The sequence below is a fragment of the Mesorhizobium sp. WSM4822 genome, from assembly GCF_055811155.1.
In genome coordinates this window covers 78,437-103,034 of sequence record NZ_JBVVQM010000017.1, presented here as the reverse complement: position 1 = coordinate 103,034, position 24,598 = coordinate 78,437, and the positions used below count along the sequence as shown (strand labels likewise).

The 24,598-nt window shown below is 63.5% G+C and carries 23 protein-coding genes; 9 read left to right on the top strand and 14 right to left on the bottom strand.

Features of this window, described 5'->3' with window-relative positions:
* From AC0L3E_RS30495 to AC0L3E_RS30480, 4 genes are all read left to right on the top strand, one after another.
* Positions 1-1,164, top strand: coding sequence for an acyl-CoA dehydrogenase family protein (locus AC0L3E_RS30495; RefSeq protein WP_127398681.1), 1,164 nt, complete (start codon positions 1-3; stop codon positions 1,162-1,164).
* Between the two features lie 3 nt (positions 1,165-1,167).
* Positions 1,168-3,246, top strand: coding sequence for an acetate--CoA ligase family protein (locus AC0L3E_RS30490; protein WP_473606392.1), 2,079 nt, complete (start codon positions 1,168-1,170; stop codon positions 3,244-3,246).
* A complete protein-coding gene (locus AC0L3E_RS30485; RefSeq protein ID WP_473606391.1) occupies positions 3,239-4,021 on the top strand; it encodes a carnitinyl-CoA dehydratase in 783 nt (260 codons plus the stop codon). The genes AC0L3E_RS30490 and AC0L3E_RS30485 overlap by 8 nt, the downstream gene beginning before the upstream one ends.
* A 217-nt stretch (positions 4,022-4,238) precedes the next feature.
* Positions 4,239-5,177 (top strand): alpha/beta hydrolase, encoded by a 939-nt coding sequence (locus tag AC0L3E_RS30480; protein WP_473606390.1) that lies wholly within the window; start codon positions 4,239-4,241, stop codon positions 5,175-5,177.
* Positions 5,178-5,212: 35 nt separating this feature from the next.
* Here AC0L3E_RS30480 and AC0L3E_RS30475 read toward each other — a convergent pair whose 3' ends face one another.
* From AC0L3E_RS30475 to AC0L3E_RS30455, 5 genes are all read right to left on the bottom strand, one after another.
* Complete coding sequence (locus AC0L3E_RS30475) at positions 5,213-6,871, bottom strand: FAD-binding dehydrogenase (RefSeq protein WP_473606389.1); 1,659 nt, start codon at positions 6,869-6,871, stop codon at positions 5,213-5,215.
* 39 nt (positions 6,872-6,910) lie between these two features.
* On the bottom strand, positions 6,911-7,897 hold the full coding sequence (locus tag AC0L3E_RS30470) for a Gfo/Idh/MocA family protein (RefSeq protein ID WP_127321839.1): 987 nt from the start codon (positions 7,895-7,897) through the stop codon (positions 6,911-6,913).
* Positions 7,898-7,966: 69 nt separating this feature from the next.
* Positions 7,967-8,542, bottom strand: coding sequence for a YceI family protein (locus AC0L3E_RS30465; RefSeq protein WP_127808252.1), 576 nt, complete (start codon positions 8,540-8,542; stop codon positions 7,967-7,969).
* Positions 8,543-8,610: 68 nt separating this feature from the next.
* Positions 8,611-9,183 carry a cytochrome b gene (locus AC0L3E_RS30460; RefSeq protein WP_473606388.1) on the bottom strand — a complete coding sequence of 191 codons (573 nt, stop codon included), beginning with the start codon at positions 9,181-9,183 and terminating at the stop codon, positions 8,611-8,613.
* Positions 9,184-9,240: 57 nt separating this feature from the next.
* Positions 9,241-10,131, bottom strand: a complete 891-nt coding sequence (locus AC0L3E_RS30455; protein WP_127266811.1) for a LysR family transcriptional regulator — start codon at positions 10,129-10,131, stop codon at positions 9,241-9,243.
* Between the two features lie 96 nt (positions 10,132-10,227).
* Here AC0L3E_RS30455 and AC0L3E_RS30450 point away from each other — a divergent pair, with 96 nt between their 5' ends.
* Positions 10,228-11,223 carry an aldo/keto reductase gene (locus tag AC0L3E_RS30450; RefSeq protein ID WP_473606387.1) on the top strand — a complete coding sequence of 332 codons (996 nt, stop codon included), beginning with the start codon at positions 10,228-10,230 and terminating at the stop codon, positions 11,221-11,223.
* A gap of 111 nt (positions 11,224-11,334) precedes the next feature.
* On the opposite strand, the gene AC0L3E_RS30445 is transcribed toward AC0L3E_RS30450, so the two are convergent.
* Positions 11,335-11,937, bottom strand: coding sequence for a nucleotidyltransferase family protein (locus AC0L3E_RS30445; protein WP_128306819.1), 603 nt, complete (start codon positions 11,935-11,937; stop codon positions 11,335-11,337).
* A 273-nt stretch (positions 11,938-12,210) separates the two neighbouring features.
* Here AC0L3E_RS30445 and AC0L3E_RS30440 point away from each other — a divergent pair, with 273 nt between their 5' ends.
* Positions 12,211-14,691 carry an autotransporter domain-containing protein gene (locus AC0L3E_RS30440; protein WP_473606386.1) on the top strand — a complete coding sequence of 827 codons (2,481 nt, stop codon included), beginning with the start codon at positions 12,211-12,213 and terminating at the stop codon, positions 14,689-14,691.
* A gap of 78 nt (positions 14,692-14,769) precedes the next feature.
* Here AC0L3E_RS30440 and pheT read toward each other — a convergent pair whose 3' ends face one another.
* The 8 genes from pheT to infC form a co-directional block, all read right to left on the bottom strand.
* The gene (gene pheT / locus AC0L3E_RS30435; RefSeq protein WP_473606384.1) at positions 14,770-17,178 is read right to left on the bottom strand and encodes a phenylalanine--tRNA ligase subunit beta; all 2,409 of its coding nucleotides are present in this window, start codon (positions 17,176-17,178) and stop codon (positions 14,770-14,772) included.
* Positions 17,175-17,597, bottom strand: a complete 423-nt coding sequence (locus AC0L3E_RS30430) for a GFA family protein (RefSeq protein WP_473606383.1) — start codon at positions 17,595-17,597, stop codon at positions 17,175-17,177. Before AC0L3E_RS30430 ends, pheT begins: the two co-directional genes overlap by 4 nt.
* The gene (pheS, locus tag AC0L3E_RS30425; protein ID WP_127266805.1) at positions 17,594-18,691 is read right to left on the bottom strand and encodes a phenylalanine--tRNA ligase subunit alpha; all 1,098 of its coding nucleotides are present in this window, start codon (positions 18,689-18,691) and stop codon (positions 17,594-17,596) included. Before pheS ends, AC0L3E_RS30430 begins: the two co-directional genes overlap by 4 nt.
* A 141-nt stretch (positions 18,692-18,832) precedes the next feature.
* Positions 18,833-19,234, bottom strand: coding sequence for a 50S ribosomal protein L20 (gene rplT / locus AC0L3E_RS30420; protein WP_013528310.1), 402 nt, complete (start codon positions 19,232-19,234; stop codon positions 18,833-18,835).
* 145 nt (positions 19,235-19,379) lie between these two features.
* Positions 19,380-19,583, bottom strand: a complete 204-nt coding sequence (rpmI, locus tag AC0L3E_RS30415; RefSeq protein ID WP_006201248.1) for a 50S ribosomal protein L35 — start codon at positions 19,581-19,583, stop codon at positions 19,380-19,382.
* Positions 19,584-19,765: 182 nt separating this feature from the next.
* Positions 19,766-20,410 carry a methyltransferase family protein gene (locus AC0L3E_RS30410; RefSeq protein WP_127266804.1) on the bottom strand — a complete coding sequence of 215 codons (645 nt, stop codon included), beginning with the start codon at positions 20,408-20,410 and terminating at the stop codon, positions 19,766-19,768.
* A gap of 142 nt (positions 20,411-20,552) precedes the next feature.
* Complete coding sequence (locus tag AC0L3E_RS30405; RefSeq protein ID WP_127266803.1) at positions 20,553-21,179, bottom strand: methyltransferase family protein; 627 nt, start codon at positions 21,177-21,179, stop codon at positions 20,553-20,555.
* Between the two features lie 128 nt (positions 21,180-21,307).
* Positions 21,308-21,844: a translation initiation factor IF-3 gene (gene infC, locus AC0L3E_RS30400; protein WP_013528312.1), complete on the bottom strand. Its 537-nt coding sequence runs from the start codon at positions 21,842-21,844 to the stop codon at positions 21,308-21,310.
* Positions 21,845-22,049: 205 nt separating this feature from the next.
* Between infC and AC0L3E_RS30395 the strand changes: the two genes are divergently transcribed.
* The 3 genes from AC0L3E_RS30395 to AC0L3E_RS30385 all read left to right on the top strand — a co-directional run bounded on the left by AC0L3E_RS30395 (position 22,050) and on the right by AC0L3E_RS30385 (position 24,563).
* Positions 22,050-22,820, top strand: coding sequence for an alpha/beta hydrolase (locus AC0L3E_RS30395; protein WP_473606382.1), 771 nt, complete (start codon positions 22,050-22,052; stop codon positions 22,818-22,820).
* Positions 22,820-23,962, top strand: a complete 1,143-nt coding sequence (locus tag AC0L3E_RS30390) for a benzoate/H(+) symporter BenE family transporter (RefSeq protein ID WP_473606381.1) — start codon at positions 22,820-22,822, stop codon at positions 23,960-23,962. Before AC0L3E_RS30395 ends, AC0L3E_RS30390 begins: the two co-directional genes overlap by 1 nt.
* A gap of 118 nt (positions 23,963-24,080) precedes the next feature.
* The gene (locus AC0L3E_RS30385) at positions 24,081-24,563 is read left to right on the top strand and encodes a DUF2852 domain-containing protein (protein WP_127266800.1); all 483 of its coding nucleotides are present in this window, start codon (positions 24,081-24,083) and stop codon (positions 24,561-24,563) included.
* Positions 24,564-24,598: the final 35 nt, after the last annotated feature.

The following is a 24,598-nucleotide window of genomic DNA, read 5'->3' as shown; positions in this document are numbered from 1 at the left end:
ATGGATTTCGGGCTGTCGGAGGAACAGAGGCTCATCGTCGAGACGACGCGTGCGTTCGTCGAGAACGAGCTTTACCCGCATGAGCGCGAGGTCGAGCGCACCGGCGTGCTGCGCCGCGACCTGATCGAGGAGATCAAGGTCAAGGCGATCGAAGCCGGGCTCTATGCCGCCAACATGCCGGCCGATGTCGGCGGTGCTGGCCTCGATACGGTGACCTGGCTGCTCTACGAAAAGGAGCTTGGCCGCGCCAATTACGCGCTGCACTGGACCTGCGTGGCGCGGCCCTCCAACATCCTTTTGGCCGGCACGCCGGAGCAGCGCGAAAAGTACCTGTTCCCCTGCATCCGCGGCGAGAAATGGGACTGTCTGGCGATGACCGAGCCGGGCGCAGGCTCCGATTTGCGCGGCATGAAGGCGACGGCGGTACAGGACGGCGACGACTGGGTACTCAACGGCACCAAGCATTTTATCTCCCACGCCGACCTCGCCGACTTTGCCATCGTTTTCATGGCCTCAGGCGAAGAGGATTCGCCGCGCGGCAGGCGCAAGAAGATCACCGCATTCTTCGTCGACAAAGGGACGAAGGGCTTCACCGTCCGCGATGGCTACCGCAACGTCTCGCATCGCGGCTACACCAACGCCATCCTCGAATTCGACGATTGCCGGCTTCCCGCCGCCCAAGTGTTGGGCGAAGTCCACAAGGGTTTCGACGTCGCCAATTCCTGGCTCGGCGCCACCCGGTTGCAGGTCGGCGCCACCTGCCTCGGCCGCGCCGAGCGGGCGCTTGGCCATGCCATCGAGTATGCCGCGCAGCGCCAGCAGTTCGGCCAGCAGATCGGCAAGTTCCAGGGCGTGTCGTTCAAGCTTGCCGACATGGCGACCGAATTGAAGGCCGCCGACCTGATGGTGTTCGAAGCCGGCTGGAAGTACGATCAGGGCACTGTCACCGATCAGGACATGGCCATGGCCAAGCTGAAGGCCACCGAGATGCTTGCATACGTTGCCGATGAGGCGATCCAGATTCATGGCGGCATGGGACTGATGGACGATTTGCCACTGGAGCGCATCTGGCGCGACGCGCGCGTCGAGCGCATCTGGGAAGGCACGTCAGAGATCCAGCGCCACATTATTTCAAGGGCGCTGCTGCGTCCGTTCGGGGCATAACATATGCATAAACTTGAGCGTCTCCTGCGGCCGAAATCGATCGCCGTCTTCGGCGGTGCGCAGGCCGCGGCCGTCGTCGCGCAATCGATCAAGATGGGCTTTGCCGGCGAGATCTGGCCGGTGCATCCGACCAAGGACGAGGTCGCGGGCCGCAAGGCCTATCGTTCGGTCGCCGATTTGCCTGACGCGCCGGACGCCGCCTTTGTCGGCGTCAACCGGCATTTGACCATCGAGGTGATCAAGGCGCTGGCCGAGCGCGGCGCCGGCGGCGCCGTCTGCTTTGCCGCCGGCTTCCTTGAGACCGAGGCCTACGACGACGACGGCGAGCGGCTGCAGGCCGAGCTGGTTGCGGCAGCCGGCTCGATGCCGATCATCGGGCCGAATTGCTACGGCCTGATCAATTATGCCGACGGCGCGCTTCTGTGGCCCGACCAGCATGGCGGCATAAGATTGGCCGAGGGCGGCAAGGGCGTCGCCATCATCACCCAGTCCTCCAACATCGCCATCAACATGACGATGCAGAGGCGCGGCCTGCCGATCGCCTTCCTGATGACCGCCGGCAACCAAGCGCAGACCGGCCTGTCCGAAATGGCGCTCGGCCTGATCGAGGACGAGCGGGTCACGTCGCTCGGCCTGCATATCGAGGCTTTCGATTCGGTAGCCGGCTTCGAGAGGCTGGCGGCACGGGCGCGCGAGCTGAAAAAACCGATCATCGCCATGAAGGTCGGCCGTTCCGAACAGGCCAGGCAGGCGACCGTCTCGCATACCGCGTCGCTGGCCGGCTCGGACGCGGCCTCGGGTGCGTTCCTGCGGCGGCTCGGCATTGCGCGTGTCGATTCGATCCCCGCCTTTATCGAGGCGCTGAAGCTGCTGCACATCACCGGACCTTTGCCCGGCTATAGGCTGTCGTCGATGAGCTGTTCGGGCGGCGAGGCCTCTGTCATGGCCGACAGCGCCGAAGGGCGCTGGGTCAATTTCCCTGTGCTGACCGACAGCCACCGCGCCCATGTCAAATCGACGCTCGGGCCGCTGGTCGCGGTCGCCAATCCCTTGGACTATCACACCTTCATCTGGAACAACGAGCCGGCGATGACCGCCACCTTCACCGCAATGGTGTCGGGCGGCTTCGACCTCAACATGCTGGTGCTGGATTTTCCGCGACCTGATCGTTGTTCGGTCACCGATTGGTGGGCGACGCTGCGCGCCTTCGAATCGGCGCTGAAGACCAACAAGGCGCATGGCGCGATCGTCTCGTCGCTGCCGGAAAACCTGCCGGAGGAGTACACCGCCGAACTGATGGCGCGCGGCATGGTGCCGTTGTTCGGCATTTCGGAAGCCATGGATGCCGCCGGGGCGGCGGCCTTCATCGGCTGGGCTTGGGCCGAACCGCAGGCGCAGCCGATCGACACGTCGGCCTCCGGTGCCCCTGGCGGCGACCACGTCACCCCTGACGAGGCTGAAGCAAAATCGCGGCTGATCAAGGCTGGCCTGCCGGTGCCGAAGGGCGAGCGCGCCGCCAATGCCGTCGAGGCGGTGATCTCGTCGATGGCGCTCGGCTTTCCCGTCGCTCTGAAGGCGCTCGGCGTCACCCACAAATCCGAAGTTGGGGCTGTCAGGCTCAATCTCAGGGATGCCGAATCCGTCAGCACCGCAGCGCATGACCTCTTGCCACTCGGCACCGGGCTCTATGTCGAGCGCATGGTGCGCGACGGTGTTGCCGAACTCATTGTCGGCTTCACCCGCGACCCTATGTTCGGCGCGGTAATGACGCTCGGCACCGGCGGCGTGCTGGTCGAGCTGTTGCGCGACAGCGTTACGCTCATGCTGCCGGCGACCCGCGACGATATCGAGGCGGCGCTGCGCGGCCTGAAACTGTTCCCGCTGCTCGAAGGCTATCGCGGCCGGCCGAAAGCCGATGTCGCGGCTGCCATCGATGCCATTTCGGGCATTGCCGCCTTCGTGCAGACGAATGCCGGTGAGATCGAGGAACTCGACATCAACCCGCTGATCGTCTGTGCAGAGGGCAAGGGCGCCTGGATCGCCGACGCACTGCTGGTGCTGGGAGAGAACAAGAATGTCTGACGTCATTTCGACCCGCCGCGAGGGCACCATCCTCGAGGTCACCCTCGACCGGCCCAAAGCCAACGCCATCGACTTGAAGACCTCTCGGCTGATGGGCGAGACCTTCAAGGCATTCCGAGACGATCCGGAATTGCGCGTCGCCATCGTCAAGACCGCCGGCGACAAGTTCTTCTGTGCCGGCTGGGATTTGAAGGCGGCCGCCGGCGGCGATGCGGTCGATGGCGACTATGGCGTCGGCGGCTTTGCCGGGCTGCAGGAATTGCGCGACCTCAACAAGCCGGTCATTGCTTGCGTCAACGGCATGGCGGTGGGCGGTGGCTTCGAACTGGCGCTTTCCTGCGACCTCATCTACGCCTCCGACCATTCCTCCTTCGCGCTGCCCGAGATTCGCGCCGGCACGCTGGCCGACGCGGCAACGATCAAGCTGCCGAAGCGCATCCCCTACCATGTCGCCATGGACCTGCTGCTCACTGGCCGCTGGATGGATGTCGCTGAAGCGCATCGCTGGGGCCTTGTCAACGAAGTGCTGCCCAAGGAAAGGCTGGAAGATCGCGTCTGGGAAATCGCCCGGCTGCTCGCAGGCGGCCCGCCGCTGGTCTTCGCCGCGATCAAGGAGACGGCGCGCGTGGCCGAGGCGCTGACCTTCCAGGACGCGATGAACAAGGTGACGCGGCGCCAGTTGCCAACGGTCGATGCACTCTATGGCTCCGAAGACGGCATGGAGGGTTTTCGCGCTTTTGCGGAGAAGCGTGAGCCGGTTTGGAAGGGGAAGTAGTGGATACCGCCGGAACGATGGCGCTTACCCCCCTCTGGCCTGCCGGCCATCTCCCCCTCAAGGGGGGAGATTGGCAGCTTCGATCTCTGCACTCTTCTTGCGACGCAGAAGGTTGGCGAAAGTCTTCGCAACATCCGATCTCCCCCCTTGAGGGGGAGATGTCCGGCAGGACAGAGGGGGGCGCCCTGGCTCAGCCTTGGGCGCCTTTCCAGCACCCATGACCGATTACAAAACCCTCATCGACGCCGAGACCTGGGCGTTCATAGAGCGGACCAATTCCTACTATCCGCCCGACACGATCGACTGCACGATCGCGCAGCAGCGCGGAATCTATGACCGCATGTGCCGCGAATTCTTTGCCGGCTATCCCGAAGGCGTGGCGGTCGAAACCTCCGCCATTGCGACGCCCACGCACGACATCCCGATCCGCACCTACCGAAGCACACACAAAGCTGCGGTGACGGTGCTCTATGTCCATGGCGGCGGCTTCATCCTCGGCGGGCTGGACAGCCATGACGATGTTTGTGCAGAGCTGTGCGCGCGCACAGGCTATGAGGTCGTCTCAGTCGATTATCGGCTGGCGCCGGAGCATCTGCATCCGGCGGCCTTCGACGATGCGATGAGCGCCTTCGAATGGGCCGCCGCCAATCGCGATCATCCTATCGTGCTGTGCGGCGACAGCGCCGGCGGCAATCTCTGCGCCGCCGTCAGTCACGCCACGCGTGACCGTTCGAAAAGGCCGGTTGGCCAGGTGCTGATCTATCCCGGCCTCGGCGGAGACCGCGCGAAAGGCTCCTATGTCAAGCACGCCGAAGCGCCGATGCTGACCGTGCGCGATCTCGAATTCTACAAGCACATCCGCACCGGCGGCGTGGATAGGACCGGGGACATCACGCTGGCCCCGCTCGCCGACATCGACTTCTCCAACCTGCCGCCGACAGTACTGATCACTGCCGAGTGCGACCCGCTGTCATCGGATGGTGAGAACTATCGCGACCTAGTCGTGGCGGCGAGCGGACGCGCGACCTGGTTCGAGGAAGCGGGGCTGGTGCATGGTTATCTCCGAGGCCGGCACACGGTCGGCCGCGCCCGCACCAGCTTCACCCGGATCGTCGATGCGATGACCGCGCTTGGACAGGGCGATTGGCGCTGGTGATCGCGGCTAGACTCTGAGGGCCGACCGGCGCCGGCTCACCCTACCGAAGCGGCCGCCGCCCGGCCGGCGCTGCGGCCGGAAAAGATGCAGCCGCCGAGGAAGGTGCCCTCAAGCGCCGCGTAACCATGCACGCCGCCGCCGCCGAAACCGGCGGCTTCGCCGACCGCATAAAGCCCCGCAACCGGCTGGCCATCGGCACCCAGCACGCGGCTGTCGAGATCGGTCTGCAGGCCGCCCAGCGTCTTGCGGGTCAGGATGTTGAGGCGCACCGCGATCAGCGGGCCGTTTGCCGGATCGAGCATCTTGTGCGGCTTGGCTGTGCGGATCAGGCGGTCGCCGAGATAGGCGCGCGCTCCGCGCAGGGCGGTGATCTGCATGTCCTTGGAGAACGGGTTGTCGAGCTGCCGGTCGCGGGCGCGGATCTCGCGCTCGACCTGGGCGACGTCGAGCAGCGGCTCGCCGCCGGCCAGCGCGTTCATGCGCGCGACCAGCGCCGGCAAATCGGCCTCGACGATGAAATCCTCGCCCTTCTCCATGAACGCCTTGACCGGACCCGGAATGCCAGATGTGGCGCGGCCGAGCACCTGGCGCCAGCTCTTGCCGGTCAAATCGGGGTTCTGCTCCGAGCCCGACAGCGCGAACTCCTTCTGGATGATCTTCTTGGTCAGGATGAACCAGGAGTAGTCGAAGCCGGTGCTCATGATGTGGTTGAGCGTGCCCAGCGTGTCGAAGCCGGGATAGAGCGGCACCGGCAGGCGCTTGCCGCGCGCATCGAGCCACAGCGATGACGGGCCGGGCAGGATGCGGATCGCATGATCGGTCCAGATCGGCGCCCAGTTCTTGATGCCCTCGACATAATGCCACATGCGGTCGCGGTTGATGATCGAGCCGCCAGCCTGTTCCGTGATCGCCAGCATGCGGCCGTCGACATGATCGGGCACGCCAGTGATCATGCGCTTCGGTGCGGCGCCCAGCCGTTTGGGCCAATTCTCCCGCACCAGTTGATGGTTGGCGCCGATGCCGCCGGAGGCGACGATCACCGCTTGCGCGTGAAGCTCGAAATCGCCGGCGACATCGCGCGAGCTCTTGTGGCCGCGCTCGGCGGTGCTAGACTGCAGGATGTCGCCGCGCACCCCGTCGACAGTCGCACCCGTGCGGGTCAATTCATTGACCCGGTGGCGGAATTTGAAGCTGATCAATCCGCGTTTTTGCGCCTCGCGCACGCGCTGCACGAAGGGTTCGAGAACGCCAGGGCCGGTGCCCCAGGTGATGTGGAAGCGCGGCACCGAATTGCCGTGGCCGATGGCATTGCCGCCGCCGCGCTCGGCCCAGCCGACCACCGGAAAGAATTTCAGGCCGCGCTGCATCAGCCAGGAGCGTTTTTCGCCGGCGGCAAAGCCGACATAGGCTTCCGCCCATTTGCGCGGCCAGAAATCCTCGGGCCGGTCGAAAGCCGCGGTGCCCAGCCAGTCTTCCAGCGCCAGGTCATGCGAATCGCGGATGCGCATGCGCCGTTGCTCGGGCGAATCGACGAGGAAAAGGCCGCCGAACGACCAGAACGCCTGGCCGCCGAGCGACTGCTCCGGTTCCTGGTCGACGATAATGATTTTCTTGCCGGCCTCGGCAAGCTCGGCGGCGGCAACCAGCCCTGCAAGGCCGGCGCCGACAATGATCACGTCCGCATCGTCAGCCATCTTTCCTCCCAGAATTAGCCGGCTACTTCAATGCAAGGGTCAGACCGTCTCCCAGCCTTCTTTGCCGCCGGCGCGGAAGATGGCATCGATGACTTTCTGGTTGAGCACGGATTCCTCCAGCGTGAAGACGCGCTCCTTGCCGCCCTGTGCCGCACGCGCGAAGGTCTCGACCTCCAGCCGGTATTGCTGCGTGCCGGGAAAGCGGAACACCTGCGCCTCGGTGTGGTTCTGGTTGTGCAGTTCGACGCGGTGGTGGTCGTAAAGCCCGGCATTGAAAGGCGAGAACAGCTCGATGAAACCCTTCTCGCCGTGGAACACCATCACCTGGCGCGCCGCCATCTGCGTCGACAGATAGAAGGACAGCTCGAAGTCGCCGAAATCGGCGCGGATCGAGGAGTAGATGTCGGTGCCGAATGTCTTGTCGCGCTCGATCGTCGCCTGCACGCGCAGCGGCTCCTTGCCGGTCGAAAAGCGCGTCGACACGGTCGGGTAGACGCCGATATCGGGCAGCGCGCCGCCGCCGAGGTCGAGCTGGTTGCGCATGTTGCTGGGGTCGACATTGTAGTAGGAGAAGGCACCCTGCACATGGCGCAGCCGGCCGATGGCGCCGCTGGCGATGAGGTCGCGTACCTTGATCCATTGCGGGTGGTAGATGACCATGAAGGCCTCGCAGACCAGCACCTTTTTCTGGTCGCGCAGCTTGATCAGCGGCAGGATGTCCTTGGCGTCGAGCGCCAGCGGCTTTTCGACCAGCACGTGCTTGCCGGCTTCGATGGCCTTGGCCGCCCATTCGACATGCTGCGAGGTCGGCAACGGGATGTAGACGCCATCGACCTCGTCGGAGGCAAGCAGTTCCTCATAGGAGCCGAAGGCATGGCGCGCGCCGAAGCGCTCGGCCAGCGCCTTGGCCTTCGACAGGTCACGGCTGGCGATCGCCGACAGCACGCCGTTCTCCGCCTCGACCATCGCCGGCAACAAATGCTCGCGGCCGATCTTGGCCGTCGACAACACACCCCATCGGAACATCAGGCTTCTCCATCACAATTACAGGCAACGAGGTTTGCCCGAAATCGCCGGAAAAGCCAATGACGAGGGTCAGCCCCTTTTGCCGGTCAGCGTCATGTCGAAGTCGACGATGTTGGAATAGATTGGCGTGCCGACATCCATGCCGTAGCGCGACCTCAGCACCTTGCCGGTGACATGGAATTTGATCGTCCCGGCCTTGAGACCGCCAAGCTCGGCCGTGAACTTTTCCGGAAACGTCTTGCCGCGCGCCGTCAGCCGGCCGCTGACGAGGGCCGTGGTGTCGCTGGTTCGGGTCACGCTTGTAGAGCGGAACTGGATCTCCGGGTTGTTGGCGGCATCGAACACCGCGTCGGAGCGCAGGAAGGCATCGATACGGCTCTGGCCGGTGCCAACGCTTTCGGGAAAGATGGTGAAATTGACCTGCGAGTGCCCGACATCGCTGTTGTCGATGCGGATCGAGCCCTTGAAGCGGGCGAAGGCGCCATTCAGGCCGCCGCCGCCGACCTTGCCGATGGAGAAGCGGATGCTGGAGTTGGCCGGGCTGATCGAATAGCTGCCGGCGGCGTCACCAAGCGCGACGGCCGCTGAAACAGGCATGGCGAGGCAAGCGGCGACCGCCGCAAATCCGAGGATGCGCGTGTACATGGGGATGTTCCTTTTTGGAGGCAGCGCATTCCTGCGCCCTCACTCCATGAACGAATGAACCGCTCGCTCTATTCCGGATCTGACGAAGGCGTGATCATGCGCATGAGCACGCCATCCCTGAGCTGGAAATGATGCCGCAGTGCCGCCGCAACGTGGAGAGCCACAAGCGCCATGCCGGCATAGGCAAGATACCAATGCGCCGCCGCCCAGAAGCTTTCGGCACCATCCGATTCGGCCAGCGGCAGGTTCGGCATGACGAACAGGTTGAACGGCAGGCTGGGTATCTCCAGCATCGAGACCGACACGAGCGCCCACCCGGACAAGGGCAAGGCAAGCTGGAACGCGTAGAGCGCAAAATGGGCCAACGGTGCCGCCCGACGTTCCAAAGTCCCGACCGAGCGCGGCAGCGCCGGCGTTGTATTGCCGCAGCGCCAGACGATGCGCAGGATGATCAGGCCGAGCAGCAGGAAGCCGAAGGATTTGTGCAGCTGGATCAGTTCGAAGGCGGTGCGCTGGCTGGTCACCCGCACCATGACGAAGCCGAGAGCGAACTGGCCGATGAAGATCAGCGCAATCAGCCAGTGAAGAATGATCGCGCCCCAGCCATAGCGGGTGGTGCTGTTGGTGATCCATGTTTGCATCGTTGGTGAACGACCGCGATGCCGGTTATCTTCCACCAAGGGGGGGGCGAGCCCGCTTTATCCACTCACCTTGAAGAAATCGACAAAGGCCCTGAGCGCTGGCCGCATCTGACGGCGGCTCGGATAATAGACAAAGAAGCCGTCGAAGGGCGGGCACCAGTCCTCCAGCACGCGGATCAGCCTGCCGTCGGCGAGCGGTGCGCGGACATAGTCCTCAAAGACGAAGGCGAGCCCGGCGCCGTCGACCGCCGCCTGGGCGATCAGATGGTCCTCGTCGAGGATCAGCGGTCCCTCCACCGCCATCTCGATCGTCTCGCGGCCTTTCTCGAACTCCCAGCGGTAGAGGATGCCGCTGGAGAAGCGGAAGCGGATGCAGCGGTGGCCGGCCAGGTCGCGCGGGTGGCGCGGCTTGGGGTTGACCTCGAAATAGACCGGGGCGCCGACCACCGCGCCGCGAAGGTCCGGCCCGATGCGCACCGCGATCATGTCGCGCTGCAGGCTCTCGCCAAGCCGGACGCCAGCATCGAAGCCGCCTTCCACCACGTCGGTGAAGCGGTCCTCGATGACGATCTCCAGCACGATGTCGGGATAGGCCGACGCAAAGGCGCCCAGCCGTGGCGTCAGCGCCAAATGCGCTGCCGTGCGCGGCACGGTCAGGCGCAGATTGCCGGCCGGCCGGTCGCGCGTCTCGATTGCCGTCTCCAGCGCCAGGTCGATCTCCGACAGCGCCGGCCGCAACCGCTCCAGCAACTGCGCACCTTCTTCGGTCGGCGCGACGCTGCGTGTGCTGCGCGCCAGCAGCCGAACGCCAAGCCGCGCCTCCAGGCTGGATACCGCGTGGCTGACAGCCGAAGGCGCGATGGCCAATTCCCTGGCGGCGCCCCGAAAGCTGCCGCATTGAGCGACCGTTGCCAGCACGGCCAATTGGGAAAGATGCGCGCGATTCATTGATCTATCTTTTAGTACAGCCCGTGCGGATGGAAGCCGATTATCGAACACAAGGCAAGGCGCTATTTCTCCCACATCGCAACAAGGAGACGCGTTATGCAAACCCGCAAGCTAGGAACTGAATTGAACGTCTACCCCGTCGGCCTCGGCTGCATGGGCATGAGCTTCGCCTATGGCGGCCAAGCGGAAGCCGATGCGATCGCCACGCTGCATCGCGCCGTCGATATCGGCGTCAACTTCTTCGACACGGCGGAGGTCTATGGCCCCTTCGAGAACGAGATCCTGCTCGGCAAGGCGCTGAAGCCGGTGCGCGATCATCTGACGATCGCGACAAAATTCGGCTTCCGGATTCTGGAGGAAGGTACAGGCCTCGACCGCATGGCGGGCGTCGACAGCCGCCCCGAGCACGTCAAAGCGGTCGCCGAGGCCTCGCTGAAGCGGCTGGGCACCGATGTGATCGACCTCTACTACCAGCACCGTGTCGACCCCAACGTGCCGATCGAGGATACGGTCGGCGCCATGGCCGAACTGGTGCGCGAGGGCAAGGTGCGCGCGCTTGGCCTGTCCGAGGCGAGTGCCGCGACCATTCGCCGGGCGCATGCCGTGCATCCAATTGCTGCCGTGCAGAGCGAATATTCGCTGTGGAGCCGCGACCCGGAAGACGAGGTGCTCGCCGTCTGCCGCGAGCTCGGCATCGGCTTCGTTCCCTATAGCCCGCTCGGCCGTGGGCTGCTGACCGGCACGATCGCCAAGCCCGAGGCCTTGAGCGACGACGACTGGCGCCGGACCTTGCCGCGCTTCCAGGCCGAGGCGATGGAAGCCAACGCCGCTGTCATCGCCACCTTGGAAAAGCTGGCTGCTGAAAAGGCCCTGACCTCGGCGCAGCTGGCGCTGGCCTGGGTGCTGCATCAGGGCGATTTCATCGTGCCGATCCCCGGTGCGCGGAAGATTCGCCATCTCGAGCAGAATGCGGCAGCGGCCGGGATCGCGCTGAGCGCGGCCGAGGTGCAGGCTATTGGTGACGCGCTGTCGCCCAACAAGGTTATGGGCAAGCGCTATACTGAGGAGTTGCTGGCGCTGGTGAATGGGTAAAATCTGCGAGTAAGCGAAAGGGGCGCCGGGCGCCCCTTTTTCGTACGCAGCGCGGTGCAAAAGGTGGGAGACGCTGGCGTGAAGCGCCCCCCTCTGCCCTGCCGACATTTCCTACCAAGGCACGACAGTGATCTCCGGCCAATACTCCTGGGCGCGTCTGCCCTTCGCCTCATGCGTCTTCTGGTTGTCCATCACCCGGTTCGGTGTGATGCGGAACGAAAAAACATCATCCAGCCCGAACGGCGCCACCAACACCAGCTGCCCGTCAGCATCGTATCGAACCCCGACGGCGTGCGTCTTCGAGGCAAAATGGCTGACGGATTCGCTGGCGCTCGAAAAGCGCGGGCAAGGCCGGCCGAACTTCTGCGGATACCAAAGATGCACCCGCGCCTGATTGCGCACCTCGACCGGCAGCGGCAGTCCTTCGAAATGCTTCTCCGCCCGGCGAATAACGGCGTCCTCGGCCTCGTAGGAGAGGTCGCTGTCATCGAAGTAGAACAGGTCGACATCCCTGATGCCATACCCCGAAGGCTTGCCGGTCAGATGGTTCCAAACACTGTTGTAGAGCGCGCCGGAAACCACCAGCCAGTCCGGCAGGTCGAGCGTGCGAGCCCGCGCCAGCGCGTCGCGTAACAGCGGGTCGGCAAGCACGATGGCGAGAAACGCCGCGCGCTGCTCTTCAAGAGGAAGGCCCGAATAGCAGAGAGGATCCATCGCCCTTTGGAGAGCGATTCGGCAAGTATCCGCAATGCTTCGCCCATAGCGCCACCAAAGATGTGGCCAGATTGCAACGTGACCGGACCATGATGCTCGGCCTGGCCCTAAAACAGCCCCACCCTCGTCATCTGACGACTATGCGCGTCTGCCCATCTGCCGGCATGGACGATTGCTATTGGAATTTTCCACACCGGCTGGGGTAGCCTGGGCATGCAGATATCGTCGGTTTGGCCAGCAGCATCGTCGAGAGGACCGATCGACAGGGCAAAATTGACTGCGAAGTGGTTCTGGATTGCCGCGACCTTCTGCGTTCTGATCGCAGCCTCGCTCAATGCAAGTGCTGCGGCGGAGCCGATCGTGATTTCCCCGGCCACGCTGCCGGATGGGAGAGTTGGTGAGCACTATGATCGGACGCTGATGGCTTCAGGCGGAGCTGGCGGGCCATACACGTTCGCGCTCACTTCGGGGGTCACGCCGGTCTCCTTCAGCAGCGGCGGCGTCCTCTCCGGGGCAGTGATAGCCGCCCCCGGCACCTATAATTTCAGAGTCCTGGCGACAGATCAGGTCGGCAACACCGGCACACGCGACTACACGATTGTGATCGCGGACAACCCGGTCTTGATTTCGCCTGCTGCGTTGCCCGGCGGGCAGATTGGCCAGCCGTATAACCAGGCGCTGACGGCTTCGGGTGGCGCTGGCGGTCCCTACACGTTCTCGATCGTTTCGGGCTCCATGCCCGTCGCCTTCAGCAGTGCCGGCGTCCTCTCAGGGCCAGTGATAGCTGCCCCCGGCACCTACAGTTTCAGGGTCCGGGCGACAGACCATGTCGGCAACAGCGGCGAACACGACTACACCATCGTGATCGCGGACAACCCGGTCGTCATTTCACCAGCTGCCTTGCCCGGCGCGCAGATTGGCCAGCCCTATAGCCAGGCGCTGACGGCTTCGGGTGGTGCTGGCGGCCCCTTTACGTTCTCGATCGTTTCGGGCTCCATGCCCGTCGCCTTCAGCAGTGCCGGCGTCCTCTCCGGGCCGGTCATAGCGGCCCCCGGCGTCTACAGTTTCAGGGTCCGGGCGACGGACCATGTCGGCAACAACGGCGAACGCGACTACACGCTTGCGATCACCACTGGCCCGCCCATCGTAATTTCACCGGCAGCTTTGCCCAATGGCCAGGTTGGGCAGCCCTATAGCCAGATGCTGACCGCAACCGGCGGTGTGGGCGCGCCTTACACGTTTCAGCGGATCATCGGAAATCTGCCCGAAGGCGTTTCGCTCGCAACCGATGGCACACTCGGCGGCACGCCGACCGAGAGCGGATCATTTGCCTTTGCCGTCGATGTGTTCGACACCTCCGAGAACAGGGCAAGGCGCGAGTATACGCTGGACATCGCTGCGGCGCCCCGACCGACGGCGCCGTCACTGACCATGACGATCGTTGCCGGCATGTCAGCTTCGCTGCCGTTGACGCCGGGTGCTACCGGCGAACCATTCAGCGCCGCGGCGATCATGTCCAGCGCCCCCGCCGAGGGCGGCACGGCGACGTTGTCCGGCGCGCCCAACTACCAACTGACCTTCGCGTCCTCGCCGGTGTTTTCAGGCACCGTCATCGTAACGTACACACTGACCGGCCCCGGCGGCGTTTCCGATCCGGCCACGGTGACCATCACCGTCACCACGCGGCCGGACCCCTCCGACGATCCGGAGGTCGCCGGGCTGCTCAATGCCCAGGCGCAAGCGGTGCAGCAATTCGCCGCCGGGCAGACAGACAATATCAACCATCGCATGGGCGCTTTGCGAAGCGAGGCGTGCCGCAAGGCCTTTGCGAATGGGCTCGAACTGTCTGGCCAAGGCGCCGATGGCAATGCCGCCAGCGTCGACTTTCCAGACGGATCCGATTGTGGGGGCGAAGCGGCAAAGCTGGGCTTCGGCTTGTGGGCCGGCGGCCACATCGATCTCGGCCATAGTTCGCCTGATGATAGCGCGGAGCGGGACTCCGTTTCGATCAACATGACCACCGGCATCGACTACCGTTTCAACGACCGTTTCGTCGCCGGTCTGGCCGTCGGCTACTCCAGCGACGACAGCGACATTGGCGGCAATGGCACCGAGAGTTCCGGCGAGGCCTACAGCGCGACGCTCTATGCAAGCTATCGCCCGGCCGAAAACCTGTTTCTCGATGCCCTGGCCGGCTACGGTTCGTTCAGCTTCGATTCGAAGCGCTTCGTGACAAGTGTTGGCGGCTTTGCCGACGGTCAGCGTGACGGCGACCAGATTTTCGGCTCGCTGACTGCCGGTTTCGATCATAGCGTCGGCGGGCTGCGACTCACTCCGTTCGCCAGGTTGACGGCATCCTCTTCGAGCCTCGACGCGTTTACCGAAACCGGAGCAGGCATCTATTCGCTGAGCTTCGGCAAGCAGAGCGTCGACAGCCTCGGCGGCACGCTTGGCCTTGCCGGCGGCTATGACATGCCGGTGGCCCTCGGCGTCTTCACACCACGCTTCCGGTTTGAATACACTCACGAATTCTCCGGCTCGAGCGGCGTCGATATCCGCTACGCGGATAGTCCGGATGGCCTTGTCTATGGCTTCCAGACGCAGCCTTTGGCGAGTGACCAGGTGATGATCGGCCTGGGCGCCGATCTGCTGCTGCACCAAGGGTTATCCATCGGGCTCGATTATCGCGGCACAATCGGCTTTCAGGACAGCTACAGCCATGCCTTTGGCCTGAGGGTCGGCGGCGGGTTCTGACCATTGCGGCAACGGCTGCTCATCCGTCCCGTGGACGGATGAGCAGCCCCATCGCTAACAGTTCAGTCGCCTTGGGCGCTACGTCCTCAGAACGCCACCGGCCTGCTTGCCGACATTCTCGACGATACGCTTGGCCAGTGCCTCGAAATCCTCGTCGGTCAGTGTCTTTTCAACCGGCTGGATCGACACTTCGATGGCGATCGATTTCTTGCCCTCGCCCAGCGAAGCGCCTTCGAAGATGTCGAAGACCGAGACGGCGGTGATGAGCTTCTTGTCGGCGGCGAGCGCCGCGCGCACCAGCGTGCCGGCCTCGACCGTTTTGTCGACGACGAAAGCGAAGTCGCGCTTGACCGCCTGGAAGGGGGACAGTTCCAGTTTCGGCTTGGTTTTCGTCGGCTTGGCCTTCGGCTCGGGCACGGCATCGACAAACACTTCGAAGCCGCACAGCGGGCCGGAAACATCGAGGCCTTCCAGCGTCTTCGGGTGGAATTCGCCGAAGGTGCCGAGCACGGTTTTCGGACCGAGCTTGATCGTGCCGGAACGGCCGGGATGATACCAGGACGGGCCGCCGGCCTCGATCTGCAGCCGGTCGGCAGGCGCACCGCAGGCTTCCAGTGCGGCGATCGCGTCGGCCTTGGCGTCGAACACGCCGACCGCACCCGAATTGCCGGCCCAGTTGCGGCCTGAGCCGTCGAGCTTGGCGGTGCCGCGGCGCACGCCGGCGGCCACGCGCCGCTGCTGGTCGGCGCCGTCGCCCTCATAGGTGCCCGAGACTTCGAACAGCGCCACGTCGCCGATGCCCTTGTCGGCATTGCGCTGGGCAGCAGCAATCAGGCCCGGCAGCAGCGACGGCCGCATGTCGGACATGTCGGCGGCGATCGGGTTGGCGAGCTTCAGCGCGGTCTGGCCGCCGCCGAACAGCTCGGCGTGCTTGGCCGGAATGAACGACCAGGTGACGGCTTCCATCATGCCGCGCACGGCAAGCGCGCGCTTGGCGGTGCGGGTACGGACCTGCAGCGTGGTGAGGATCCTTGCATTGACCGCGTCATGCGCACCGAGCGGCTGCGGTGCGATGTTGTCGACACCATGGATGCGCATGACTTCCTCGACCAGGTCTGCCTTGCCGTCGACGTCGGGGCGCCAGGACGGCACGGCGACATCGACCACATCGCCCGATCCCTCCGGCTTGAAGCCGAGGCGCGACAGGATGTCGAGGCTTTCCGCCTTGGGAACCTCGATGCCGGTCAGCCTCTTCACTTCCGAAAGCGGGAAGGAAACGATCTTCGACTTGTGGCCGGCATAACCGACGACTTCCATTTCGGTCGGCGTGCCGCCGCAGAAATCGAGCACCAGTTTCGTTGCCAGCTCGACGCCGGGAACCATGAATTCGGGGTCCACCCCGCGCTCGAAACGGTAACGCGCGTCGGTGATGATGCCGAGCGTGCGGCCGGTGCGCGCCGTGGTGATCGGATCCCAAAGGGCGGATTCGATCAGCACATCTGATGTGTTCTCGTCGCAGCCCGAATGCTCGCCGCCCATGATGCCGGCGATGGACTCGACGCCGTTGTCATCCGCGATGACGCACATTTCCGGCGTCAGCGTGTATTCGCGGCCATCGAGCGCCTGCACCTTTTCACCATCGCGCGCGCGGCGCACGACGAGATTGCCGGCAACCTTGCTGGCGTCGAACACATGCAGCGGGCGGCCGCGGTCGAAGGTGACGTAATTGGTGATGTCGACCAGCGCGCTGATCGGCCTCAGCCCGATGGCGATCAGCCGCTGCTGCAGCCATTTTGGCGACGGCCCATTCTTGACGCCCTTGACCAGCCTGAGCGCGAAGCCGGGACAGAGCTCCGGCGCTTCGATCGTTACCTTGACCGGACACATGCCGTTGCCGACATGCGGCATGATGGCGCCGCCGACGAGGCGGCCAAGCCCGCTCGCCGCCAGATCCCTGGCGATGCCGTAGACGCTGGTCGCATCCGGCCGGTTCGGCGTCAAATTGATCTCGATGACCGGATCGTCGATGTGCGCATAGGCAGCGAAGCTGGTGCCGACAGGCGCATCCTCAGGCAGGTCGATGATGCCGTTGTGCTCGTCGGACAGTTCCAGCTCGCGCTCGGAACACATCATGCCATGGCTTTCGACCCCCCTGATCTTGCCGACCGTCAGCGTCACGTCGATGCCGGGCACATAGGTGCCGGGCGCGGCAAAGGCGCCGATCAGGCCGGCCCGCGCATTGGGCGCGCCGCAGACGACCTGCACGGGTGGTTTGCCGTTGCCCGTATCGACAGTCAGCACGCGCAGCCGGTCGGCATCGGGGTGCTGGACCGCCGTCAGCACCTTGGCAATGACGAAGGGTTTCAGGCTCGACTTGTCGTCGACATGCTCGACTTCGAGGCCGATCGAGGTCAGCCGCTCGACGATCTCGTCAAGCGTGGCGTCGGTCTCGAGATGATCCTTGAGCCAGGAGAGGGTGAATTTCATGGGACTGTTCCGTCTGGTCTTTTGACGCTTGTTTTCAGATGTCTCGGCAGGTCGTCGGACATATGCAGGAAGGGGAGCTGCTCACTGACATAGGCATGCTGCGTTGGCTCAAAATCGGCCGGCGCATCCATGGCGCCGAGCATGAAGTAGATGTCGTCCTCCAGCCGCTCGTCGACATAGGCGATGGGTGAGCCGCAGGTGCCGCAGAAGGAGCGCGTCACCGGGCCGTTCTCATACATCTTCAGCGCCTTGCCGGTGAACGCGACCTGATCGACCAGGAAGCCGACAAAGGCCGACATCGGCGCGCCGCTGGCCCGCCGGCAATCGCCGCAATGGCAATAGCTGACGTGATGCGGTTCGACTGATGCCTCGAACCGCACGGCGCCGCAGCGGCAGCCGCCGGCATAGGGCGGTGTCATGCGCTCAGGCCTCCGAACAGCGTCGGCATGTCGAGCGGCCTGAACCCGTAATGCGACAGCCAGCGCACGTCGGCATCGAAGAAGGCGCGCAGGTCCGGCATGCCGTATTTCAGCATGGCGATACGGTCTATGCCCATCCCCCAGGCAAAGCCCTGATATTCGTCCGGATCGAGCCCGCCATGGCGCAGCACGTTGGGATGCACCATGCCGCAGCCGAGGATCTCCATCCAGTCGGAGCCTTCGCCGAAGCGCACTTCGCCGGGCCTGGAGCGGTCACACTGGATATCGACCTCGAGGCTCGGTTCGGTGAACGGGAAGAAGGACGGCCGGAAGCGCATCTTGACCTGCGGCACCTCGAAGAAGGCCTTGCAGAACTCCTCCAGCACCCACTTCATGTTGGCGACGTTGGCCGTCTTGTCGATCACCAGCCCCTCGACCTGATGGAACATCGGCGAGTGGGTGGCATCCGAATCCTGCCGGTAGGTCTTGCCCGGAATGACGATGCGGATCGGCGGCTTCTTCGTCTCCATGGTGCGGATCTGCACCGGCGAAGTGTGGGTGCGCAAAAGCTTGCGCTCGCCCTTCTCGTCCGGCTGGAAGAAGAAGGTGTCGTGCATTTCGCGCGCCGGATGGCCTTCTGGGAAATTCAGCGCGGTGAAATTGTAGTAATCGGTCTCGATATCGGGACCTTCGGCGATGGAAAATCCGAGGTCGCCGAAGATCGCCGCAATCTCGTCGATGACCTGGCTGATCGGGTGTATACGGCCGCGCTCAGCCGGCGACTGCCGCACCGGCAGCGTCACATCGACCTTTTCGGCGGCGAGGCGCACGGTGATCGCCACATCTTTGAGCTCAGCCTTGCGGGCAGTCAGCGCGTCGGTGACGCGGTTCTTGAGGCCGTTGATGGCCGGGCCTTTGACCTGACGCTCCTCGGCGGTCATCGCGCCAAGTGTCTTCAGCATCTCGGACACGGCGCCCTTCTTGCCGAAAGCAGCGATGCGCACGGCCTCGATGGCCGGCTCATCGGCGGCCGAGGCGATTTCGGCCAGAAGTGAGTTTTCAAGCGTATCCAGGCCAGTGGTTGCGTCGTTCACGGTCAAAACTCGCTACGTTGGAAATCAGCTCTAAGTGAAAGTCACTTTTAAGTTGAAGTTCAGGCAAAAGAAAAACCCGCGCCAGCCGTGCCAGCGCGGGTTCCCCAAATCAGAATTGCGAATGCTTGGGAAGCGCTGGTCTTAGGCGACAGCGCTTTCAAAAGCGTTCGGCGTGGTGTTCTTCAGATATTCGAGCGCCACCTTGGCCTTGGCGACCAGGGCTGCGAAAGCCTGCGGCTCATGGATGGCCATGTCCGACAGGATCTTGCGATCGATCTCGATGCCCGACTTGTTGAGGCCGTCGATGAAACGGCCATAGGTCAGGCCATGCTCGTGCGTCGCGGCGTTGATGCGCTGGATCCACAGCGCGCGGAACGAGCGCTTGCGGTTCTTGCGGTCGCGGTAAGCGTACTGCAGCGACTTTTCCACCGCCTGCTTGGCGATGCGGATGGTGTTCTTGCGGCGGCCGTAGAAGCCTTTCGCGGCTTTCAGGACCTTCTTGTGCTTGGCGTGCGAGGTGACGCCTCTTTTTACGCGTGCCATGTCATGATCTCCTTAAAAGCAATTCCAGGAAAAGTGCCTTGCGGTTTTCCGTTCGGAATTGCGTAAAACAAATGCGTGTCCAGACCGAATGCCTTATTTGAGCGGGATGTTATCCAAAAAGTCTGCAACTTTTTGGCATCACGCCTTAGAGGCCGTTCGGCAGAAAATTCTTGATGACCTTCTTGCCATCCGGTTCAGCCAGAACCATCGTGCCGCGGGCATTTCGAATGAACTTGTTGGAACGCTTGATCATGCCGTGACGCTTGCCGGCAGCAGCCGACAGGACTTTACCCGTACCTGTGATCTTGAACCGCTTCTTGGCGGCCGATTTGGTCTTCATCTTGGGCATTTTGCTACTCCGTATTGTTGGCGCACTATCGCGCTTCTTGTTCGCTTCGGGCCGACCAAAGCCCGAAAAGCAAATGAAACCGCCACGGCATGCCCTGCCGGGCGGTTTTCTTGAACGGCGGTCCTATACGTTAAAGACGGCCCGCGCGCAACACCTGTGGAGATGCGGCGCTGTGTCCTTGGTCAGGGCAGCGTGAACCAGACCGGCAACATGCCTGACAGCTGGGCTCCGTCTATCAATTCGAAGGCCGGCAGGGCGATGAGAAACACCAGGCCGTCGAGCAGCGTGGTCAGCAGCAGGCGGGGCTTGAAGCTGCCCGTATCGCCCTCCTGGTAGAGCGACAGCTTCGGGAAGAAGCGCGGCACCTTCTCCAGATAGGCCTGGTACGGCGCGCCGAGCGCTTCCTTGAGGAACTTCTCTTCGCGCAGGATGACGATGTGGAAGGCACCCGCGCACAGCAGCGCAAAGAGAATGATGCCGGAGAACGAGCCGATCTGCGCACCGACGCCGGCCGCGGCTACGGTCGAGAACACATAGAGCGGGTTGCGGGTTATCGAGTAGGGCCCGCCGGTCACCACCTCGGAAGATTTGCGCCCGCCTATGTAGAGCGTCGCCCAAAGGCGCCCGACGATGCCGAGGAAAATCAGCAGCACGCCGAACATTTCGATCGACTCATGCACCCAGGTTTCAGGCGGAAAACTTGATTGGCCGAACAGCAGTGCCAGAAACAGCACCACCACCAGCACCGCAAGCACCATGCGGCGCATATGCTGATAGCCGCCCAGCCCGTGTGCCTCGACGGGCGCAGACTTGATTTCATTGACCATGGCGGAATCCGATCGTCGAAAAATTTGCCGGCGATCGCAGCTTCTGGCCAAGAAAACAGGGCCCCGCCGATCGTTGGGATGACTTGCAGGATAATTCAGGCGGATTTAATGCATGTCGCCTCTTTTGACTGCCTACCGCCGCTCAATACAGCCAGAAGAGGACGGGAATTACACCGCTTTCCTGTCCGGACTCGATGAGTTCGAAAAACGGTATGGAAACCAGAAACATCAAGCTGTCGCGCAGCGTGTGATTGAAGATGCGCGGTGTGAAGGTGACCTCGGCCTGATCGCGATAAAGTCGGGGATTGGGAAAAAAGCGCGGCACCCGTGCGACGTAGTCCTTGTACGGCGCCCCGAGCACGGTCGTCAAATGCCGTTCCTCGCGCAGCGTGACGATGTGGAACGCGGCCGCGCACAAAACCGCCGACGCTACCGCGACGATCGCGCTGCCGGTCTGGGTGCCGATGCCGACGGCTGCTACGGTGGAGAAAAAATACAGCGGGTTGCGCATCACCGAATATGGGCCGGTTGCAACCACTTCGGCCGACTTGCGGCCGCCGATATAGAGGATCGACCAGAGCCGGCCGCCGATCCCGATCAGTATCAGGGCGATCCCGTGCGCCTCTATGCGTTCGTGGGTTAGTTCATCGTGCGGGGAGCCGCCGAAGATCAGCAAAGCGCAAAAAGCACCGATCAGCAGCGCCAGCAGGACGCGCCGGCGCCGCTGATAGCGGCCCATTTCACTCGTAGAACGTGCCGCAGCGGTCATGGGAGAATCCTTTCGCCGCGAGGACCGGCAACCAGAATCCTTGTCGATGCAACTTGCGGAGAAATCATGGCGAAGACAAAACAAACAAAAGGCCGCCGAAGCGGCCTTTGCTTTTGACGGGGATCGCTCTAGCGCGGCGACAGCACCATCATCATCTGGCGGCCTTCGAGCTTCGGTTCCGCCTCGACCTTGGCGATCGTCGCCACTTCCTCCCGGACCTTGTTCAGAAGTTGCATGCCGAGTTCCATATGCGCCATCTCGCGGCCACGGAAGCGCAGCGTCAGCTTGACCTTGTCGCCTTCCTCGAAGAAGCGGCGAACCGCCTTCATCTTGGTCTCGTAGTCATGGCTGTCGATGTTCGGGCGCATCTTGATCTCCTTGATCTCGATGACCTTCTGGTTCTTGCGCGCCTCGGCCGCCTTCTTCTGGTTGGCGTATTTCAGTTTGCCGAGATCGAGTATCTTGACGACGGGGGGCACCGCATTGGGCGATATCTCGACGAGATCGAGCCCAGCCTCTTCGGCGAGCAGCAATGCGTCGTTGATGGAAACATCGCCGCGGTTCTGGCCTTCGGCGTCGATAAGCTGGACCCGGGGAACCCGGATGTCACGGTTGGAGCGCGGGCCATCCTTGGTCGGCGCCGCTGCTTTGAAAGGTCTGCGAATGGTCGTGGTCTCCTTGGCCGTTTCGTTCAGGGTCTGTCAGTGTTGATGCATGGACGCGCCAATGTGGTGAGCGCGCGGGCGGAGTCAATAGCACAGCATTGACAGAAAATCACCCTGATCGCTGCTCTGCACCAAACAAACAACATCGTGAGCACTTTTCGCCACGCCACCGTCCGTGTCACAAGACCGGCGTTGAGGAAAAGCCATGACTGCCACGCCCCCAATCTTTCTGGATGTAGATGGATCGCGCATCGCGGTGCGCCATACTGCTGGCTCTGCGCCAGGCATCGTCTGGCTCGGCGGCTACAAGTCGGACATGCTGGGCACGAAAGCTCAGACGCTGTCGGACTGGGCGGCAAGCGAGGGCCGAGCCTTCCTGCGCCACGATTATTCCGGCCATGGCGAATCCGGCGGCGCCTTCGCCGACGGCACGATTTCGACATGGCTTGCACAAAGCCTTGCCGTGTTCCGGCATTTCACCCGGGGCAGCCAGATCCTGGTCGGCTCCTCGATGGGCGCCTGGATCGCGCTGCGCATGGTGCAGGAATTGCGCAAGGCAGGCGATAGCAACGTCGCCGGCATGGTGCTGCTGGCGCCGGCCCCGGATTTCACCGCCGAACTGGTCGAACCGGTGCTGACCAAGGCGCAGAAGCGCGATCTCGCCAAAAAAGGGTTCTTCGAAGAGCCGTCGGACTATTCCACGGAACCCTACATCTACACCCGCGCGCTGATCGAGGACGGGCGCGACAACCTGACAATGACAGGCCCGATCGACACCCATTGCCCGGTGCACATCCTGCAGGGCCTGGCCGATGCAGATGTGCCGGCAAGCCATGCGCTGAAGCTGGTCAGCCTGCTGCCCGCCGACGACGTGACACTGTCGCTGATCCCTGACGGCGACCATCGCCTGTCGCGCCCCCAAGATCTCGACATGCTGGTTAGGGCCGTCGATGCGATGGCGCAGAGGGGAAACTGATGCGCCCGTCCATCCCGATATCCGCCTTCGTCGCGGCGATCGTCGGCTTCGGCGGCACGCTGGCCATCGTCATCGCAGCCGCCACCGCAGTCGGTGCGACGCAGATAGAGACGGCAAGCTGGGTGACGACGATCTGCCTGGCCATGGCGATCGAGAGCCTGTGGCTGTCATGGCGCACGAAGATGCCTGTCATCACCGCATGGTCGACGCCGGGCCTGGCGCTGATCGCGGCATCGAGCGGCTTTTCGATGAGCGAGGCCGTCGCCGCCTTCATCGTCACCGGCGTCCTTCTGGTCGCCACAGGGCTGTTTCGGCCCCTGACCAAGCTGATCTCGAGGATACCGCCCTCGGTCGCCTCGGGCATGTTGGCCGGTATCGTCGTCACCTTCGCGCTCAATGCGGTGAAGACCATTCCGATCGACCCATGGCTGATCCTGCCGCTGATCGCCGCCTTCTTCGTTATCAGGCTGTTCAACCCGGCGCTGTCGGTGCTGGCGGTTCTGATCGGCGGTGGCCTCGCCGCTTTCCTCACCGGCCGCGTCGGTGGCCTGCCGACACCAGAACTGTCGACGCTGACGCTGATTGCGCCTGACTTCACCACCAAGGCGGTGATCGGCCTGGCACTGCCGCTCTACCTCGTCACCATGGCCTCGCAAAACCTGTCCGGGCTCGCCGTGCTGCGCGCCGCCGGCTATCACCCGGAGCCCGGCCCGCTGATCGGCGTCACGGGCCTGTTTTCGCTGCTGTCGGCGCCGTTCGGCGGCTCGACGACCAATCTGGCGGCGATCTCGGCGGCGATCTGCACCGGACCGGACGTCCACCCCGATCCTGCCGAGCGCTGGAAGACCGGGCCGTTCTATGCGCTCGCCTATCTTATCTTTGCGATTTTCGGCGCTTCGCTGGTGGCGATCTTCGCGGTGCTGCCGCAGAGCCTGATCGTGCTGGTGGCAGGCCTGGCGCTGATGGCGTCGCTCGCCAACGCGCTGTCTATCGCGCTGAAGGAAGAGGCGGATCGCATGGCCGCCACCGTCACCTTTGTCGTCACCGCGTCGGGTCTGACGCTGTTCGGCGTTGGCGCCGCATTCTGGGGCCTGATTGCTGGGCTGGTCGTGCTTTTCCTCGATATGATCAAAAAGCGATAATCATTTCAGATGCTTGTCCGGATTTGGCGGACATTGTCTTGAATCGCCGTTTTTCTCTTCCCATTTCGATTCCACGCAGCCCGGATTTGGCTGTCTCCAACCGAAGGAATGGGAGAAAATGAACGCATCCGCATTGATCCGTCCGGCCTGGACGCCGGCAACCATCGCGTTGATGGTTGTAGGTTTCATGGTGTTCTGGCCACTCGGCTTCGCCATGCTCGCCTACATCATCTGGGGCGACCGCCTCGATGGCTTCAAGCGTGACGTCAACCGCGCGACCGACGGCATCTTCGCCGGCTGCCGCCGCGGTTCCGACAAGGCCGCGCGCTGGGGCAATGGCTCCGCCCGCACCGGCAACGTCGCTTTCGACGACTGGCGCGAAAAGGAACTTGAGCGGCTGAACGAAGAGCGCCGCAAGCTCGACGAGATGCTGACCCAGTTCGACGAGTATGCCCGCGAATTGCGCCGCGCCAAGGACCAGGACGAGTTCGACCGGTTCATGGCCAACCGCAACAAGTCGACGGCTCCGACGAAGACCGATCCAAGCACCGGAACGACGACCACCAAGCGTGGCAAGGGCTCGAACCTGCTTGACGACTGAGGCCAAGCGACTGGCCACATCGTGAAAAACGGCGT

Bases quoted from the DNA above. Each gene is read 5' to 3' on its own strand.
- AC0L3E_RS30495 (WP_127398681.1), top strand. From the start codon at position 1: ATGGATTTCGGGCTGTCGGAGGAACAGAGGCTCATCGTCGAGACGACG.
- AC0L3E_RS30490 (WP_473606392.1), top strand. From the start codon at position 1,168: ATGCATAAACTTGAGCGTCTCCTGCGGCCGAAATCGATCGCCGTCTTC.
- AC0L3E_RS30485 (WP_473606391.1), top strand. From the start codon at position 3,239: ATGTCTGACGTCATTTCGACCCGCCGCGAGGGCACCATCCTCGAGGTC.
- AC0L3E_RS30480 (WP_473606390.1), top strand. From the start codon at position 4,239: ATGACCGATTACAAAACCCTCATCGACGCCGAGACCTGGGCGTTCATA.
- AC0L3E_RS30475 (WP_473606389.1), bottom strand. From the start codon at position 6,871: ATGGCTGACGATGCGGACGTGATCATTGTCGGCGCCGGCCTTGCAGGG.
- AC0L3E_RS30470 (WP_127321839.1), bottom strand. From the start codon at position 7,897: ATGTTCCGATGGGGTGTGTTGTCGACGGCCAAGATCGGCCGCGAGCAT.
- AC0L3E_RS30465 (WP_127808252.1), bottom strand. From the start codon at position 8,542: ATGTACACGCGCATCCTCGGATTTGCGGCGGTCGCCGCTTGCCTCGCC.
- AC0L3E_RS30460 (WP_473606388.1), bottom strand. From the start codon at position 9,183: ATGCAAACATGGATCACCAACAGCACCACCCGCTATGGCTGGGGCGCG.
- AC0L3E_RS30455 (WP_127266811.1), bottom strand. From the start codon at position 10,131: ATGAATCGCGCGCATCTTTCCCAATTGGCCGTGCTGGCAACGGTCGCT.
- AC0L3E_RS30450 (WP_473606387.1), top strand. From the start codon at position 10,228: ATGCAAACCCGCAAGCTAGGAACTGAATTGAACGTCTACCCCGTCGGC.
- AC0L3E_RS30445 (WP_128306819.1), bottom strand. From the start codon at position 11,937: ATGGATCCTCTCTGCTATTCGGGCCTTCCTCTTGAAGAGCAGCGCGCG.
- pheT (WP_473606384.1), bottom strand. From the start codon at position 17,178: ATGAAATTCACCCTCTCCTGGCTCAAGGATCATCTCGAGACCGACGCC.
- AC0L3E_RS30430 (WP_473606383.1), bottom strand. From the start codon at position 17,597: ATGACACCGCCCTATGCCGGCGGCTGCCGCTGCGGCGCCGTGCGGTTC.
- rplT (WP_013528310.1), bottom strand. From the start codon at position 19,234: ATGGCACGCGTAAAAAGAGGCGTCACCTCGCACGCCAAGCACAAGAAG.
- rpmI (WP_006201248.1), bottom strand. From the start codon at position 19,583: ATGCCCAAGATGAAGACCAAATCGGCCGCCAAGAAGCGGTTCAAGATC.
- AC0L3E_RS30410 (WP_127266804.1), bottom strand. From the start codon at position 20,410: ATGGTCAATGAAATCAAGTCTGCGCCCGTCGAGGCACACGGGCTGGGC.
- AC0L3E_RS30405 (WP_127266803.1), bottom strand. From the start codon at position 21,179: ATGACCGCTGCGGCACGTTCTACGAGTGAAATGGGCCGCTATCAGCGG.
- AC0L3E_RS30395 (WP_473606382.1), top strand. From the start codon at position 22,050: ATGACTGCCACGCCCCCAATCTTTCTGGATGTAGATGGATCGCGCATC.
- AC0L3E_RS30390 (WP_473606381.1), top strand. From the start codon at position 22,820: ATGCGCCCGTCCATCCCGATATCCGCCTTCGTCGCGGCGATCGTCGGC.
- AC0L3E_RS30385 (WP_127266800.1), top strand. From the start codon at position 24,081: ATGAACGCATCCGCATTGATCCGTCCGGCCTGGACGCCGGCAACCATC.